The 17299-nt window shown below is 67.8% G+C and carries 14 protein-coding genes; 1 reads left to right on the top strand and 13 read right to left on the bottom strand.

What is annotated here, in order from left to right; translation table 11 throughout:
* Window positions 1-10: 10 nt before the first annotated feature.
* The 9 genes from IC40_RS0111310 to IC40_RS27835 form a co-directional block, all read right to left on the bottom strand.
* On the bottom strand, window positions 11-811 hold the full coding sequence (locus tag IC40_RS0111310; RefSeq protein WP_030134821.1) for a biotin--[acetyl-CoA-carboxylase] ligase: 801 nt from the start codon (window positions 809-811) through the stop codon (window positions 11-13).
* On the bottom strand, window positions 801-2057 hold the full coding sequence (locus tag IC40_RS0111305) for a lipase family protein (protein ID WP_234411664.1): 1257 nt from the start codon (window positions 2055-2057) through the stop codon (window positions 801-803). Before IC40_RS0111305 ends, IC40_RS0111310 begins: the two co-directional genes overlap by 11 nt.
* Before the next feature lie 43 nt (window positions 2058-2100).
* Window positions 2101-3585 carry a sugar transferase gene (locus IC40_RS0111300; RefSeq protein ID WP_234411665.1) on the bottom strand — a complete coding sequence of 495 codons (1485 nt, stop codon included), beginning with the start codon at window positions 3583-3585 and terminating at the stop codon, window positions 2101-2103.
* A 617-nt stretch (window positions 3586-4202) separates the two neighbouring features.
* Complete coding sequence (locus tag IC40_RS0111295; protein ID WP_030134818.1) at window positions 4203-5432, bottom strand: lipase family protein; 1230 nt, start codon at window positions 5430-5432, stop codon at window positions 4203-4205.
* Complete coding sequence (locus IC40_RS0111290) at window positions 5432-6709, bottom strand: acyltransferase family protein (RefSeq protein WP_030134817.1); 1278 nt, start codon at window positions 6707-6709, stop codon at window positions 5432-5434. Before IC40_RS0111290 ends, IC40_RS0111295 begins: the two co-directional genes overlap by 1 nt.
* A gap of 57 nt (window positions 6710-6766) precedes the next feature.
* Window positions 6767-8002 carry a lipase family protein gene (locus IC40_RS0111285; protein WP_030134816.1) on the bottom strand — a complete coding sequence of 412 codons (1236 nt, stop codon included), beginning with the start codon at window positions 8000-8002 and terminating at the stop codon, window positions 6767-6769.
* A gap of 21 nt (window positions 8003-8023) precedes the next feature.
* Window positions 8024-8749 carry a YveK family protein gene (locus IC40_RS0111280; RefSeq protein WP_030134815.1) on the bottom strand — a complete coding sequence of 242 codons (726 nt, stop codon included), beginning with the start codon at window positions 8747-8749 and terminating at the stop codon, window positions 8024-8026.
* A complete protein-coding gene (locus IC40_RS0111275) occupies window positions 8746-9999 on the bottom strand; it encodes a lipase family protein (RefSeq protein WP_030134814.1) in 1254 nt (417 codons plus the stop codon). The genes IC40_RS0111280 and IC40_RS0111275 overlap by 4 nt, the downstream gene beginning before the upstream one ends.
* A gap of 2 nt (window positions 10000-10001) precedes the next feature.
* On the bottom strand, window positions 10002-11750 hold the full coding sequence (locus tag IC40_RS27835) for a tyrosine-protein kinase domain-containing protein (protein WP_234411676.1): 1749 nt from the start codon (window positions 11748-11750) through the stop codon (window positions 10002-10004).
* Between IC40_RS27835 and IC40_RS0111265 the strand changes: the two genes are divergently transcribed.
* A complete protein-coding gene (locus IC40_RS0111265; RefSeq protein ID WP_042509965.1) occupies window positions 11641-13137 on the top strand; it encodes an O-antigen ligase family protein in 1497 nt (498 codons plus the stop codon). The two genes, IC40_RS27835 and IC40_RS0111265, sit on opposite strands and share 110 nt — an antisense overlap.
* Here IC40_RS0111265 and IC40_RS0111260 read toward each other — a convergent pair.
* Genes IC40_RS0111260 through IC40_RS0111245 form a run of 4 tightly spaced genes read right to left on the bottom strand, consistent with a single transcriptional unit; the run spans window position 13134 to window position 17282 of the window.
* On the bottom strand, window positions 13134-14285 hold the full coding sequence (locus IC40_RS0111260) for a glycosyltransferase (protein ID WP_030134811.1): 1152 nt from the start codon (window positions 14283-14285) through the stop codon (window positions 13134-13136). The two genes, IC40_RS0111265 and IC40_RS0111260, sit on opposite strands and share 4 nt — an antisense overlap.
* Complete coding sequence (locus IC40_RS0111255; protein WP_030134810.1) at window positions 14282-15487, bottom strand: lipopolysaccharide biosynthesis protein; 1206 nt, start codon at window positions 15485-15487, stop codon at window positions 14282-14284. The genes IC40_RS0111260 and IC40_RS0111255 overlap by 4 nt, the downstream gene beginning before the upstream one ends.
* On the bottom strand, window positions 15466-16605 hold the full coding sequence (locus IC40_RS0111250; protein WP_030134809.1) for a glycosyltransferase family 4 protein: 1140 nt from the start codon (window positions 16603-16605) through the stop codon (window positions 15466-15468). Before IC40_RS0111250 ends, IC40_RS0111255 begins: the two co-directional genes overlap by 22 nt.
* Window positions 16605-17282, bottom strand: coding sequence for an acyltransferase (locus IC40_RS0111245; RefSeq protein ID WP_030134808.1), 678 nt, complete (start codon window positions 17280-17282; stop codon window positions 16605-16607). The genes IC40_RS0111250 and IC40_RS0111245 overlap by 1 nt, the downstream gene beginning before the upstream one ends.
* Window positions 17283-17299: the final 17 nt, after the last annotated feature.

The raw sequence follows: 17299 nt of genomic DNA, 5'->3' as shown, positions 1-17299 counted from the left end.
ACTGTGGACTCTACTCAAACACCTCGCCGGACAACGGGCGTAAATGCACAATATCGGCGGCCGCGACCACCTCGGTGCCCGCGCCGGTGTCGATACACAATCGGCCCTGCTCGTCGACGCCGGTCGCGGTACCGGCGATCTCGCGTCCGCCCGGCAGCAGTGCGCGCACCGATCGGCCCAGGGTTGCCGAGCGGGTCCGGTAGTCGGCAAGCAGCGCGGCACCGCCACCTGCCTGCCACCCCAGGATCCGGGAGCCCAACTGCCCCAGCAGGATCCGCGCGATCTCGGTCCGGTCGGTGGGACCGCCGAGAATCTGGACCGAGGTGGCGTTGGCCTGGCCCAGCTCATCGGGGCTGACCGCGACGTTCAACCCGATCCCCAGCACCACCACCGGTTGTGGCGAGGCGACCTCGGCCAGGATGCCGGCGATCTTGGCACCGCCGACCTGGACGTCGTTGGGCCACTTGAGCCCCGCGGTGACACCGATGGCGGCGAGCGTGTCCACCACCGCCACACCGGCGAGCAGCGGCAATAGGCCCCACTGCTGTTCGTGGACTCCGGCGGTCGAGATACCCACCGACACGATGACCAACCCGCGGGGCACCGCCTCCCAGACGCGTCCGCCCCGGCCGCGGCCGGCAGCCTGATGCTCGGCCAGCAGCACCGCACCGGCGATCGGTTCGGCGGCGGCGCGGGCGATCAGATCGGCGTTGGTCGATCCGGTCTCGTCGACCACGTCGAGGCGCTGCCAGGGTGCGGCCAAACCGGCCCGCAGGGCGGCAGCGTCGAGGGCGATCCGGTCAGCAGTCATTACGCACCGGTTGATCGGCGAATCGCGTTGCCATCCAGTTCAACTGGCTCACCAGGTCAACCTCCGCATGCCCCTTGTCCGGCTCGAACTGGACCGTCACCGTGCCACCCAAGGCACATGCGCGTTCGATAGCGGCGGCGGTCCATGCTGCGTCGACCAATGTATCGGCACCGCCGTACCAGACCGACATCGGCGCCGACAGCGCGCGCTCCGGCAGCGCCCAGGCACGGAGGAGTTGGCGCAACCGGTCGGCGGCCACACCGTTGCGCGGCGCGACATCGGCCGGCCGGAGCTGTTCGGCGGCCGCACCGCGCTGGTAGATCTCGGGCGCCTGGCACGCGGTCAGCACCGACCAGTTCTCGGTGGCCGCCCCGCCCCGGAAATCGTCGCGGTTCAGATCGGGATGCACCCGGGCCAACGCTTCGACGATGACGGGCATCGCCAGCAGCTGGTCGGCGGTCAGGGTGCCCGCCAGTGCCTTGTCGACGAATCCGCTGACATCGGCGGCCGGAGCTGCCGCCACGGCCCCGAGCAGCTGCAGTTCCGGCGCATAGACCGCCGCCTGCTCGTCGGCCGCCCAGGTGGCGGCTCCACCCTGGGAGTGGCCGAAGGCCATCCAGGTTCCCGAGACGTCGGCGAAGGTGTGCCGCAATGCGCGGACGCTGTCGATCATGTTCAGCCCGGCGGTCTTGGCATCGAGGTAGGGATGAATCCCCTTGGCGCCCAACCCCTGGTAGTCGGGCACCGCGACGGCGTAGCCGCGATCGATGAACGGTGTCACGAAGGCCAGCGCGCCCAACATGGTGTCCGAGAGCGACGGCGCACAGGGCTCGTCGATACCGACGGTGCCGTGCCCGATCGCGACCACCCGCCAACCCCCGGGAGGTGGCGCGCCCAGCGGCGTGAAGACCGAACCGGACACCACGGTGGACTCCCCGGAATCCCCGGAGGTGGACCGGTAGAGGACGCGGGCGGCGTGCATGTTGCGGGCCTCCACGCGGCGGGTCACACCGGGCATGGTGGTGGCCGACACCAACGATCCAGGTCCGCCGGCGCTGCGATCCGCCGACGGGATGGGGGTGGGCGGACCGCCGGGTCCGGGAAGGGTGTTGACGACCGCGAGTCCGATCGGCACGGCGAACGGGGCCAACGCGGCGTACAGGGCCAGTTGGGCGATCAGGGCGACGGTGAGGGCGATGATGCCGAAGATCCGGCGCGGTCGGCTGGATCGGACCTCGGACGGCACGAACTCCACGCTACCGCAGCGTCGGTGCCGTTTCGGGTGGCCGTCAGTAGGCGCCGGTACCGCCGAGCACGGTGCGCACGGTCTTGACCGCGATCAGCAGATCGCTGCTGATGGACCAGTTCTCGACGTAGGACAGGTCCAGTCGCACGGAGTCGTCCCAGGACAGATCCGCGCGACCACTGACCTGCCAGAGCCCGGTGATGCCCGGCAGCACGAGCAGCCGGCGGCGCACCTGGTCGGTGTAGGCGTCGGCCTCGCTGGGCAGCGGCGGCCGCGGCCCGACGACACTCATTTCCTTCTTCAGAACGTTGATGAACTGCGGCAGCTCGTCAATGCTGTACCGGCGCAGGATCCGGCCGACGGAGGTGACGCGCGGATCCTGGCGGATCTTGAACAACACCCCGCCGTCCATCTCGTTGAGCTCGGCGAGGCCGGCCACCATCTTGTCGGCGTCCACCACCATGGTGCGCAGCTTGATCATCTGGAACGGCTTGCCGTCCAGCCCGATCCGCTCGGACAGGTAGAAGATCGGCCCGCGGCTGGTCAGCTTGATGGCGATGGCGCTCACCAGCAGCAGCGGGAACGCCGCCAGCAGCACGCTGACCGAGACGAAGATGTCGAAGGCACGCTTCTGCAGCTTCTTGGTTCCGCTGTACTGCGGCTTCTCGACGTGGATGAGCGGGAGGCCGGCGACCGGTCGCATGGTCAACCGCGGTCCGGCGACATCGACCATCCCCGGCGAGACCACCAGGTCCACACCGAGGCGATCGAGATCCCAGGACAGCTCGCGGACACCGTCGGGGCCGAGGTGTTCGGTGGTGGTCAGCGCCACGGTGTCGGCGTTGACCTTGGCGATGGCCTCTTCGACCTGATGCTCGTCGCCGAGGATGGGCAACGGCCCGACACCGGGAACATCGAGGGTGCCGCCACCGGAGCGACCGGTGAGGCAGACACCGACCACCGAGTAGCCGTAACCCCAGGATCGTTCGAGGGACTGCACCAGGCTGCGCACCGCGGCGGCGTTACCGACCGCGACGACCGAGGTGATGCACTGCCCGCGCTTGCGGTACCACGCCAACACCCGTCGGCATGCGCTGCGGCCGACGAACAGGAACACCAGACCGAGCGGGAAGGCCAGCGCCAGATATCCGCGCGCGTACTCCGGCCGGAAGATCATCAGGGTGACGGCCACGACGCTGATGGTGGACAGCGTGGCCGACAGAACGCGGCGGTACTCCTCCATGCCTGCGCCGACGATCCGGGGCGAGCGGGTGCGGTAGGCGGCCAGCAAACCCAGCCAGATCAGACCGAAGATGACCGAGAGCAATCCGAAGTACTTGGTGAGTGGGTCGAAGTCGGTGACCGGGCGACCCAGCCGAACCATCTGTGCGCACGCCATGGCCGTCCCGACGACCACGATGTCGGTGATGAGCAGCGCACGACCGTAACGCCGCTGCCACAGCAACCCATCGTGATCTCGAACGGGCGCCGGGCCCGTCAGGGTCACCGGCGCTTCCGTCTCTCTCACCAACGTCACTTGCGCGTCCACCTTCGTTTGCTGCACCACTCACTGCGTGCTGGATAAGACTATCGCTTTGTTTCCTGATACTTGCAACATTTTGGCCCAAATTTCTGACCACCGGCTGACGCGGGCGCAAATTCGCTCGCCCAATCGATCTTGATTTGCCCGCGGCCGCCGCTCCCCCGTGCCGACCAAAAATGACGCTCCCGACTATTTGACCAGGCAGTTAGCGTAATCCGGCCGTGTTAATAAGACGTACTGAAGACTTTTCGTCTGAGTAGCCGAAGCGTTACATCGGCACAGCGATCCGCCGAAGCCTGGTCCTGGACCCGGAAACTCATTGCTAAAAATGCGATCCCGCGCACACTTGCGACGACCACCGCTTAGCCCGTGACGCTCGCGACCCGGCAACGCCGCCGGTCCCGGTGCGTTCGGGGCGCCTGGTGCGGGAGTGATGGCCCGGTGGCACGAGCCGGCCGCGCGGATCGCGGGCCGTCACCCTGGCGAACGACGGGTGACACGAGGCGCACGATATCGCCGGTAAAGCGGCCGCATCGTGGGTGAACGAGCCCGCAGCCGCGCCGTGGACCGGCTCGGGAGAGGTTCGGTGGCAGCGACTCGGGCTAGGCGCAGCCGGAGGCCGCCGGCTGCCCGGCAAGGCGCTCGCTGAGCCAGCCGAGCTGATCGGCGACGTCGAGATCGCCATGCCCCTTGTCGGGCTGGAAGTCGGCGACCACGTTGCCACCCAGCGCGCACGCCTGCGCAATCGCGGCCTCGGTCCACGGCGGATCGATGTATTCGTCCCTGCCCCCGTAGACGACGGACATCGGGACCGCCAGCCGCTGTTGCGGCAGCGCCCAGGCTTTCAGGTATCCGCGCAGCCGATCGGCCGCCGCCGGCGAGGTGGGCTTGAGGTCAGCGGGCTCGAGCTGGTCGATGAACCCCTCGCGGTCGTGCACCGCGGCACCCGAACAGGCGATCAGGGTGTCCCATTGCGCCGCAGCCACGCCGTGGCGGTAGTCGTCGCGATCGATGTCCGGGTGCAACCGGGCCAGCGACTCGATGATCAGGATCAGCGCTGCGCCCTGCTCCTTGGTCAGCGTCGCGTCGACGGCCTTGTCGACCAGCCCGGCGACGTCGGCCACCGGGGCCAGCGCCAGCACGCCGCTGGGCAGCATATCCGGGGCGTAGGTGCCGGACTGCTCGCCGACCGCCCACACCGCACCGCCGCCCTGGGAGCCGCCCAGCGCCGCCCAGCGGTCCGACACGTCATCGAAGGTGTGCCGCAACGCACGCACCGAATCGATCATGTTCAGACCCGCCGTCCGGGAATCCAGGTAGGGGTGCACACCGGGCGCACCCAGTCCCTGGAAATCGGCGAACGCGACCGCGAAACCGAGATCGGTGAGTTTGACCACCCAATCGGTCATCCCGAGCAGCGTCGCCGACAGCGAGGGCGCGCATGGCTCGTCGATACCCACCGTGCCGTGTCCGAACGCGACGACGGGCCAGCCGCCCGCCGGCGGGCTGCCACGCGGGATGAAGACCGAACCCGACACCTCGGTCGGCGCACCGGTGTCACCGTCGGTGGATCGATACACCACGCGCGCGGCGCTAATCTGCGAGCCCTGCGGGCTGCGACTGAACTCCGGCATCGTCATCGCGCTGATCAGCGATCCCGGTCCGGTCCCGGACAGATCGGCACCCGGAATGGGCTCCGCTTGGGTGGCCGCGGCGGGCGGGTCGGACAGACCCAGTTGTTGGCGGACGGTCGGCGACACCGCGACGGTCACACCGGCGACCAGAACCAGCACGGCCGCAAGCGCACCGCCGATCACGAGATTGCGACGCATCAACGCTTCCGGAACCGCTTGACGAGGTCCAGCCCCGGACGTTCGACGGTGTAGTAGGTGATCGTCGCCACGACGATCGTCACGATGGCCACCACCGCCACGTTACGCAGCATTCCGCCCCAGGAGTCGCCGGCGGCCAGGTCGTACCGGCCCAACAGCAACAGGATCGGGTAGTGCCACAGGTAGACCGACAGCGAGATCAGCCCGACGAAATAGAACGGTTTGGCGTCCAGGAACCTGGCCAACTTGGAATCCCTGCCCCGCGCCAGCGGGAACACCACGATCGCGATGAACACCGCGGAGACGAAACCGATTCCGGCGGTAGCGAAGACGGTACCTGCGAAGGTCAGCGCCAGGGCACCGACGAAGGACACCATCAGCAGCGGGAAGCAGAGCAGATAGATCCGCTTGGCCGCCGGTGCCGAGATCACGCCCTGCTCGATCGCCACATAGATGATGGCCGCGAACATGCCATAGGCGAACAGGTCGGCATTGGTCAAGAAACAGCGCATGAAGACCGCGGCCCAGGTGGGACCCCAGTTCTGCATCATCACGGTGTCCGCGCCGGTCGCGGCGAACACCATCGGCGCGAACAGCCGTCCGACCACACCGATCGTCAGCAGGATGACCGGCGCAAGACAGGCCAACACCAGCGGCGTGACGGCGGTGCGCCTGCGCAGTGCGAACAACAGCGCACCCAGCAGCGGCAGCGACGCGTAGAAGGCGATCTCCAGGGTCAGCGACCAGGACGGGCTGATCCCGGTCTGCACATAGTCCGGGAAGTAGGTCTGGGTGAGCGTCAGGTTTGCCAGCAGTTCCCACGGGTCGGTGATCATCCCGGTGCCGGCATCGGTGCCGTGCGGCTGGATGGCCGAGTTCTCGACGTAGGCCACCTGCAGCAGGTAGTTGCAGATCAGGAAGATCACCAGATAGCCGGGGAACACCCGGAAGATCCGGTGCAGGGCGTACTGCTTGGTATCGGGCATCGCGGCCGCCGACCGGTCTCTGGTGAGCCGCCGGATGTAGGGCAGGAAGAGCAGGAAACCGCTGAGGACGAAGAACAGGATGAGCGCCAGGCCGAGCACGCCGAGGAACGCCTTGTCATGGGTGACCGGCGAGTAGGCCAGCGCCACATGGCCGACGACGACCGCGAGGCAACCCAGACCGCGTATCCCGTCCAGACCGATGATCCGGGTCTGGGTCGGCGAACTGGCCACCACCTGGGACTCGATGGCCGGCGCAGGTGCCTGTCCGCGTGCCGCGTTGGTATCTGTCATGAGCGTTCTCCGGTCGAGCGACGTTCGAGGTTCGGTTCCTGCATCGGCCAGGACCCGCTAGACACCCTTGAGTATCGACGGGCCACCCTCGACGTTGCATGTGCTGTCGGCGGGTGCGTCGGCGAACCGCTTGATGATCCAGTCCAACGCGACGATCGGATCGAAGTCACCGTGTCCGCGGCCACCAGCGATGAACGATGCCACGGTGTCGCCCATATTGCAGGCTCTTTGCACGGCCTCGGAGGTCCAGGCCACCGGCACCACATCATCGGCGTCACCGTGCACCACGAACATCGGGGCCGCGGCCGGCGCCTTGGGCAGCCCGCTCATCTGCTGCAGGTATCCGCGCAACCGGTCGAGGGCTTCCGGCGTCGCCGGCCGCAGATCCTCCGGCGGGATCTTCTCGGCGACCTCAAGTCGCTCTTCTGTGGCGTCGACCGAGCAACCGGCCAACAGGTTCCACTTCTCCGCGACCAGGCCGCGCCGGTAGTCGTCGAGATTCAGATCGGGGTGCGCATTCTGCAGCGAGGAAAGGATCAGCACCATGGCGATGCGCTGCTGGGCCGACAGCGTGCCTGCGGCGGCCATGTCGGCCAGGCCGGTGATATCGGCGGCCGGGGACACGCTGACCGATCCGAGCAGCCTGGTGTCGCGGGCCCCGTAGGTGTTGAACACCTCGTTGGCCGCCCACGACGCCTGCCCGCCCTGGGACACCCCGAAGGCAACCCAGCGATCGGACATGTCGGGGACCAGCCGCTTGGCCGCGCTCGCCGCGTCGACCATGTTGTAGCCGGCGGTCGTGGCATCCAGGTAGGGGTGGTAGCTGTTGGTGTTGCCCAGCCCCTGGTAATCGGGAACGACCATCACGTAACCGAGGGTGACCAGCGCCCGGATGGCGTCGACGGAACCGAGCAGCGTCGGCGACAGCGACGGACCGCACTCGGACAGCACGCCGGTGGTGCCATGCCCGAACACGATCGTCGGCCAGCCGCCCTCGGGTGGGGTGCCGTCCGGGACGAACACGCTGCCGGTGACCACCTGCGGGCTGCCGTCGACCCCGGAGGTCGAGTTGTAGGAGATGCGCGCGGCGATCGAGGTGATCCGCAGCAGGCGACGGTCCACGGTCGGCAGCCGGGTCGCGCTGACCAGCGCGCCGGGCCCGTCCGCGGAATAGTCCCCCGGCAGCTGGATCTCGGTCGCCTGGGGCCCCGGCGGTGGGGTCTGGGGTCCGGCACACCCCGCGACGACCAGCGCGACCGCCAGCACCGAGCTCGCCAGCATCTTCTTGGGCACCAACTCAGAAACTCCTCGGACTCAGGTGGACATCGTGCCGTTGACGACGTCGACCAGTTGGCCACGGGTCAGCACGTTGTCGCGAGCGATACCGACGGCCAGCACGAGCACCGCGCTGAGCGCGAAACCGACCCCGGCGGCGATGATCAGGGTGTTGGTGACATCGGGTTGCACCTTGTGGGCGGCCGCGGCGGCGTCGACGGGCACGAGTTGGGCGACCGGACCGGTGTACTGAATGGCGTCGGTGGGTTCGGCCTGGATCCACTCCAGCTCCCCCGAGAGCTTGGCCAGGTTGGCCGCCAGCGCATTGACGGCCGTCACGGTCTGCTCGGGGTCGGCACCGGTGACGGTCACCCGCAGCAGCACCGAGCTGGGCATGCCGAATCGGTTGATGCCGTAGGGCTCCCAGGTGGCGGTGGTGCTGGCGGCCAGCTGCTCGGCGGTCATCGGCAGTCCGGTCTCGTCGATGGCGCGCTGGCTGATCACCCGCGACTGGGCCAGCGAGGAGTACGTCGCCATGCGGGCATTGGCACCGAGCCCGCCCGCGTAAGCGGAGTAGGTGCCGGGATCGCCGGCGACCTGAGCGAACAGCAGCGCCGACGCGGTGTAACCCTTGTCGAAGGTCAGTTTCTGCACGACATAGGCCGCACCGGGGGCCAGCAGCGTGGCGAGCAGGATGATCACCCAGCCCCTGGCCAGGATCGTCAGGTAGTCCCGAGCCCGCGGGACGTCGACCGGCGCCCTCAATTCCGGCTCAGGCAATCATTGGGCGGCGGGTCGGCGCCGTCGAGACGGTCCATCAACCAGGGCAACGTGAAACCACTGTCCAGGTCGGCGTGCCCCTTACCGACGCCCTTCTCTATCTGGATATAGCTGCCCATGGCGCAGGCGCGGTCGAGTGCCTGCTCGAACCAGGCCTGGTTGACCAACATGTCCTGAGTGCCGTAGCCGACCACCATCGGCGTCAGATTCGGCGCCTGGGGCACCGCGATCTCGGCCAGCCGGTCGCGCAACCACACCACGTCTTCGTAGGTGGCCGGTTTGAGGTCTTCGTTGGTCATCAGGGCACGCACCCTGGCGATATCGTCGAAGTTGGGCGGGATGCAGTCCAACAGGGCATCCCAGTTCTGCGCGGTGACGCCGCGACGGTAGTTGTCCAGGTTCATCTCGGGGTGGAACCACTTCAGCGACTGCAGCGCGAACACCAGCGTGACCCGCTGGTCGGGGGTCAGCGTCTCGTTCCACGCCGCATCGGCCAGACCGGCCATATCGGCCGCCGGTGCCATCGATACCGTGCCGAGCAGGTCCAGACCCCGGCCGTAGGTCGGCGCCTGTTCGGCCGCCGCCCAGACGGCGAGCCCGCCCGCCGAGTGACCGTAGGCCAGCCAGCGGCCGGTGGTCGGAGCGCCGATGCGCTGGGCAGCGCGCACCGAGTCGATGACGTTGTACCCGTAGGTCTTGGCGTTGAGGAACGGATGCTGATAACCCTCGACGCCGGCGCCCTGGAAATCCGAGACGGTGACCAGGAATCCGGCCCGCACGAACACCGACATGGTCCAGGCGTTCAGTGGCAGGCTGCTGTACAGACTGCTGGCGCACTTGTTCAGCACGCCCTTGGTGCCCTGCCCGAACGCCAGGATGGGCCAGCCGCCCTTGGGCGGATCACCGGGCGGGATGGCGACCGCACCGGAGACCTCGGTGGGCTGGCCGTCGACACCGGAAGTGGACCGGTACACCACCCGCATATAGGTGGCATCGTCCTGATTGAGCAGCTCGCTGCCCGACATGGGCTCCACCGAGATCAGCGATCCGGGCCCGTCGTCGGTCATATCCGGTGGTGGCAGCCGGGGCTTACCGTCGAAGGGCGGGGTGAAGGTCTTGATGGCCGGCGGGGCGCCGGCCTCCGGCGGTGGTGCCGGTTCCGCGGGCGCGCAGGAGGTGACCAGCACGACCACCGCGCACAGGGCAGCCGCGCAGCGGAACAGGCTCGGCGCCACTCCTACCTCTTGGCCGAGGCCGAGGATTCGGCCTTGGCGGTCTCGTCGTCGGTATCGCGCGCGTCGGCGGTCTTGGCGGATCCCGCCGATGCCCCACCGTGCTTGCGGTCGGCGGACAGCTCGCGCCGGTGACCCGGTTCGAAGGTGGCGACGACACCGAGGACCGTGGCGTGCGCGGTCTGCAACGCGGTCACGCCCTGCCGCAGCGCCGAGGCCTTGGTGTGCCCGATGCGACCCAGCACCAGCGCACCGTCGCCGAGCGCGGCGGGCACGGTTCCGTCGGCGTACTTGGTCAGTGGCGGGGTGTCGATGATCACATACTCGAAATGTCCGCGCAGCAGCTCCAGCACGCGCGAGGTGCGCTGGTCACCCCACAGATCCCGACGCACCGACGGCACCGGTCCGGCGGGCAGCAGTGCGACCCGCGAGCCGGGCACCTCGATCAGCGATTCGGTCAGATCATGTTGGCCGGCCAGCAGGGTGCTGAACCCCTTGGTGCCCGCCTGCTTGACCGCGGCACTGTCGAGAGCCAGCAGCTCCGGCAGATCCGGTTTGACCAGGTCACCGTCGACAAGCACCACGGAGTGACCGGCCTCGGCGAAGGAGGCCGCCAGGTCGATGGCGGTGGTCGAGCGGCCGTCCTCGGGGGACGGGCTGGTCACCGCGATGACGCGCGGATGCTGGCCGTGGGCGTTGCGGGCGAACTGGACATTGGTGCGCAGCTCGCGCAACCGCTCGACCGCCAGTCCCCCGGCCTCAAGGTCGATGACCCCGCTGCGCCCCTGTCCGTCGGCGACCAGGGTGCCGAGCAACGGCACGCCCGTGACGTCCTCGATGCGCTCGCGGCGGCGGACCTTGCTGTCGGAGATGCCGAGCAGCACCGCCACCAGCACGCCGAGCACGAGACCACCGACCGCACCGGCGGCCAACCGGATCGGCAAACCCATCGACTCGACCTTGGTTCCGTAGCTGGCGTCGTCGACGAGCACGGCGGCCGCAGCGGCCTCACCGCCCCGGCGGGAGGTCTCCAGCTCGGCGGTCACGTTGACCAGCTGGTCGGCCACCGCGTTGGCGTAGCGCTGGGCGGCAGCGGGATCGGGATCGGTGGCGGTGATGTCGAGCAGCACCGTCTGCGGCAGTGGCACCGCGGTGATCTTTGCGCGCAGTTCGTCGACCGAGATCGGCGCCTTGAGCTGGGCGATGGCCCGCGCCGCGACCTGGTCGCTGGTGGCCAGCCCCGCGTAGGAGAACACGCGCTCCTGCGAGAACAGGTTGTTCTGGTAGGCGTCACCGACCGAGGTGCCGCTCTGGGTGGTGACGAACAACCGGGTCGTCGAGGAGTACTGCGTCGTCGACATGAACATGGTGGCGTAACCCACAGCAACGCCTATGAGCGTTGCCAGCAGGACTACCCACCAGAACCGGCGAAAGATTCGCAGGTAATCACCGACGGCCAAGGGAGCACTCCATTCGCTTCTGGATCGCCACGACAATGCAACGATAGCGTCAACTACAGCAGCCGCCCAGTTTGCGGCTGGCACCCTAGGTGGCGGCGCCAGCGAAACCGATGCAAGGATAGTTAAATGCAACAACGGTGCAGTAAAGCCGTGAGGATCATTCCGCAATGAAGACGAGTCCGCAATGAAACTCGGCGCGCCGTCACGCGGCAGTCTGCTGCTCGGCGCGGCAATCGTTGCGCTGACGGTGCTGTTGGCGACCGCGGTCGCTCTCGCGGGCAAGCCGGCGATCATGGGCATTGCGGCGTTGATCGCCATGTCGGTCGGCGTCTACATCGGCCTGCGGCATCCGCTCTGGTTGTACTGGGGTATGGCGGTGGCCATCGGCACGCTGCCGTTCGGCTATTTCCCCGGGGTGCACCTGCCGCTGTACCTACCGTTCGCGGGCGGGGCGCTGATGGCGGCATTGATCCATCCCAACGCCGCCAAGCGTTTCCCGGTACTGGGCAGCACCTTGGCCAAGGCTGTGTTGGTGCTGGTGATCGTGTCCGGCATCTCGATGATCGTCACGTTCTCCTCGATCGTGAACATCCTCGACTACACCAAATGGGCCATCGCGACGGGCGCGTTCTTCGCCATCCTCGCACTGCCGCGCGAGCACCTGGCCAAGTTCGGCCGGATCTTCGCCTACGCCGCGGCGTTCAACGCCGCGTTCGGTATCGCGTCGATCCTCATGGGATCGAATCAGATTCTGCTGCAACCATTTCGGATCTTCGGGTATGCCGTGGCGAACACCGAGCGGTTCTTCTTCACCGGTGGCACGCCGACGAATGTGCCACGCACGGACCGTTTTCAGGTCGCCGCCGACAGTCAGGCATTCAGCCGCCTCGGCGGCCTGTGGCTGGATCCCAATGCCGCGGGCATCGGCCTGGTGATCTCGTTCGTCGTCGCCATGATCGTCTTCGCGGGGTGGCGGCGGGTGCTCATCGTCGGGATCATCGGCGCGGCAATTGCCCTGACGCTGAGCCGATCCGCCATCGTCACGGTGTTGGTGGGTGTTGTTCTGGTGTTCATCTTCCACCCGATGCGCGCACGCGACCGCCAGCTGCTCATCGGCACGATGACCCTGGCCGTGGTCGGCGCATTCATGGTGCCCTCGGTGCGCACCCGATTACTCGGGACGCTGAGCGAGAACGATGCCGGGGCCACCGACCGCGTCGATTCGATCCGCGAGTTCCCCGGCCGGATGGACGGGCACTGGTTGTTCGGGTGGGGTTGGTCACAGCGTGAGTTCAAGGACGGCGCCTACGCGTTCCTGGAGAACTTCGTGTCCAACGCGCCGCTGATCGCGATCCACCGGGGCGGCATTTTTGTCGGAATCGCTTTCCTGGCCGTCGTCGCTATCGGTTGCTTCATCGGCTATCGGCTGCTGCGGGCAAATTCACTTCCGAGCGCGGTTTATGGCGGCGTATTCATCGGATTTTCGTTCGTGGCGCTCAATCTCGATCACCCGGTGGTGATCATCCCCCAGATCGTCTTCCTGTACACGATCTTCCTGGTCTTCCTGGTCTACGCCGATCAGTTGCGGATCGAGAACCGGGAAGCCGATGAGCTGACCGCGCGGATCGAGCTGGCCAGAAAACACCAGGACGCGCCGGTCCCGGTGCCGGCAGGCGGCTAGCCGAGCAGCGCCGACACCGCGCGATGCGGACGGCGCTGCTCCCAGAATCCGCGGTTGAGGGCGTACAGCCGCTCACCCGCCGAACGCGCTTGCTCGACGTCCAACAGCAAACTCCGGCACGCCGCGACGAAGTCCTCGTCGTCGTCATGGGTGCCCAGTTCCAGCAGCTGCGCCAGCGACCCCACCGCCGCGGTGGTGCCCACCACCGGCAGCCCCATCCGTGCCGCGTCGAGGATCTTCACCCGCACACCGCCGCCGGTGCTGATCGGCGCGATCATCGCCCGGCAGGTGGCCAGGAAACCGCCGAGGTCGTCGACGAAGCCGAGGTCGCGTACCCCGTCCGGATAGGCCGGGTCACCGTTTCTCCCGCCGGGCTTCCCCGACTTCTTGGCTCCGATGATGCACAGCTCGGCGCCGTCGATACCGGCGGCGATCCGCGGCCACAACCGCAGCGCGGTCAGGAAGGCCTCCTGGTTGGGCGGCCAGTCCCTGGTGCCCATCAACACCAGCCGACGCGGCGTCGATTCCACCGGCACCTGTGTCGCCGGTGGCAGGGTGAGGTCCAGCCAGCGCGCCGAGGGCACGCCGTTGGCGCGGTAGAACTCGGCCTCCTCGGCGTCGTAGGTGCCGACCGCGTCGGCGGCGCGGGCCACCCGCAGTTCGTCGCGCAGCAAGCGGCCCTCCTGCTGCCGCCCCAGTAGCCCGCGGGTGGCACGCCAGACCAGGGACTCGCTGACATGGGTGTTGACCACCAGGCGCGCCCGGCCGACCTGGGTGCTGCGCAGGAATGATTCGGCCATATAGCTGTGCTCGGCGACGAACACGTCGGCGGTAGCCGCGGAGATGGCCGCGACCAGCGCATCGCTGTCGAACCGGGCGTGGGTCAGGCTGCGGCCGGTGCGCAGGGTGTCGAACAGCAACCGCACCGGTTGCACACCGGTCTTGGCGACCCGCACCAGGGTCATCCCGCCGGGCACCAGATCGGTCTGGACCGTGCCCGGTGGCTCTTGGGACAGGCAGATGGCCGATACGTCACAGGAATCGGCCGCCAGCCCGATCACCAACCGGGACAGCTCGACGTCGCCGCCGTGGTCGGCGACCGGATCCTTCGAGAGCAGGAACACGACCTTGATGGATGCGGCGGTCATGGTGATGTCGTCCTGCCTGTGGGCCTGCGATAGAGGATGTAGGCATAGATGCCGAGCAGTAGGGCATCGGCGATCACGGTGGCGATGGCCGCGCCGACGGCACCGGCGAAGGCCAGCAACGCCACCAGACCGAGCTTGACCGGGAGCAGGCTCAGGTTGGCGACCAGTCGGGTGGTGTCGCGGCGCTGCAGGTAGAGCACCGCCTGGAAGACCGAGGTGATGGTGCGCATACCGCAGAACATCGCCATGATGATCATTGCGACGGCCAGCTCGTCGGGGGCGGGGGTGAACAGCATGACCACCCCGACCAGCAGGACGAGCAGACCGGCGCCCACTCCCAGGATCAGCGTGCTCTTCAGCGGCGGGCCGGCCGACAGGTGACCATCCCCCTCGCGCAACGCCCGGTTGTAGGACATCCCGAATGACTGGCCGACGGCGACGATGGCGATCGTCACGGTCACGGTGAGCGCGTAGTAGCCCACCGTCGTGTCATCGGTCAGCCAGCCGAGCAGCAGCACGTCACCCTGCAGATAGGCGGCCAGCCCCAGCATCTCGCCGATCAGGATGGCGATCAGCTTGGGCGGGCCCGGCATACCCGGACGGTGCGGTAACACGACGAAGCCGACCACGATGGCGATCACCACATACGGCGCCACCAGGAACAGGCTGGCGATCTGCAGGGTGGGCTCGTCGGCGAGGAAGACATAGCCGGCCGCGCACACCACGCTGGCGATCTGGCGGATGGTGTCGAGCTGGGCGACCCGCTGGGGCTGTCCGTCGCGGGCCCAATGACTCTGGTATGCCTTCAGCACGATCTCACCGCCTGCGACGAACAACCCGAACCAGGCGATGTAGCTGACCTCGACCAGGGCCGCACCGGCTGCCATGAGGGTGACGCCGAGCAGATAGCGGCTGGTGCGCTCGGACAGAAACCGCTGCTCGGACTCCCGCACCGCGCGGACGGCGAACGGATTGTCCAGCGGCGGCCCGATCAACGAGAAGGCCGCGTACGCCATGCCGTACTGGCCGTAGTCGGCGATGCCGAGTTGGGCGATGATGACTGCCGTCCACAACAGTCCGACACCGCGTCCGCCGTAGAGCCAGAACACCGCCCACAGCGTCCGCATCAGGTGATTCGATGTGGGCGCCGGACCGGAGGGCACCGGCTGCACGGGATCGGTCACCGGCTGCTCGCGGACCACTCGGTGAGCACCTTCGACCAGATCTCGGCGAAGGCCTCCGCGGTGCGGGCGGCGGACCGTTCCTGGCGGGTGCGGTCGGCGTTACGCCCGAGCTCGGTCAACCGGTCGGCATCGTTGAGCAGGGTGGTGATGCCATCGGCCAGTCCGGCCGCCACGGCATCGTCGCCGCCACCACGCGGGGCGACATTGACAACGCCTTGGTCGGTGCCGAGTTCGGCCAGGGCGCCGTAGCCGGTACACACGATGGGCGTGCTGTAGGCCATGGCATGGGCCACCACCCCGGACGCCGGATACGTCTCGGCGTAGAAATGCCGCTTGCCGTAGGGCACGACGATGGCGCGCACCGATTCGAAGAAGGCATCCTCTTCCGCTCCGTCGACACCGCCGAGGATCTCGATACCCTCGGCGCGCGGCAACGCCTCCGTGCCGCGACCGGCGATGCGGATCGTGATGTCCGGGGGTAGCAGCTCGCGGATCCGCGCGATCTGGTCGAAACCCTTGCCTCGGTAGACGAATCCGAAGAAGCCGACGGCCTTCGGCCGATCCTGGGCCGGTGCGATGGCCGGCCGGCTGCGCACCAGGTGCGGCACGCAGTAGGTGGTCGTGTCCGGGTAGGTACGCGCGATCGACTGCCGCCCGGTCTCGGTGAGCGCGATCAGCGTGCGCCCGGCGTGCACCCGCCCCTCGACGGCGCGGGACACCGGACGCAGCGGGTAGTGGATGCCGTGGGTCAGCAGCCGCGACGACGCGATGAACTTTGTGCGCGCCAGGAACCACAACCCTTGTGGCGGATCGTGGATGGTGGCGGTGACGGGCACATCGTCGATACCGGCGGTGGCCCAGAACGTCGGCAGCACCCCGGTGGACAACTCGGCATGCACCAGTGTGCGTCCGGGCGGGCCATCGGCGATCAGCCTGCGCACGTGTGCGCGGTGCCGGCGGATATCGGCGAGGGTGTCCGAACCCGGTCCCGCGGTGCGGCACTGCACGATCTCACCAAAATGCGGTCGCAGCGCGGTCACCAGGTCCTGCGCGTAATCCCCGACCGCGGTCTGCCCCTCGTCCGGGGCGACGAAGACGAGCCGGTGATCGGGAAACGACTCCGATGCGACCGGCATCAGTAGAACAGTGGGCGGTGATTGTTGGTGTAGCCCAACGAATCGGCGGGCCGCTTGCCGATCACCTTGGCGGGCACCCCGCCGACGATGTCGAGTTCGGCGACATCCTTGTTCACCACCGCATGGGCGGCCACCACGGCGCCCCGGCCGATCAGCGACGGCAAGACCATGGCGCGGCTGGCGATCCACACGTAATCCTGGACGACGGTCGGGATCGGCACCGGCAGGAAGTCGGGATGGTTGATGTCATGTCCGCCGCCGATGAAATGCACATCGCTGGCGATCGTCACATTGTTGCCGATGTAGAGCCCCGCGCGGGAGTCCAGCAGGCAGCGGAAACCGATGGCGACCCCGTCGCCGATGGTGAGGAATTCGATGTCCAGCACGGTGGTGCCGCGCAGGATGGACGATCGCTTGCCGATCCGCGCACCCATCAGCCGCAGATAGCCCTGCCGGATGGTGTGCGAGGGGATGTAGGTGATGAAGCTGTTGAAGAACAGCTCGCCGAGCCGGTTGCGGATCTTGCGGAACCGGGTCATCCCCTGCATCTTGTAGTCGATGACGCGGTTGTTCTCGTCGAGGATCCACTCCGGCGGCGGTGGCATGTGCAGCGCCGGAGCGGCGGCCAGCTTGCGGGCAACGTCTTCCGGATCAGCCGACGCGGGTACTCCGGTCATGGGTTTGTGCTCCTTTG

The sequence above is a fragment of the Mycolicibacterium neoaurum ATCC 25795 genome (assembly GCF_000691525.1).
Lineage (GTDB): Bacteria > Actinomycetota > Actinomycetes > Mycobacteriales > Mycobacteriaceae > Mycobacterium > Mycobacterium neoaurum.
Note: the sequence above shows the minus strand (reverse complement) of the source record. Positions and strands in the feature narration are given on the sequence as shown.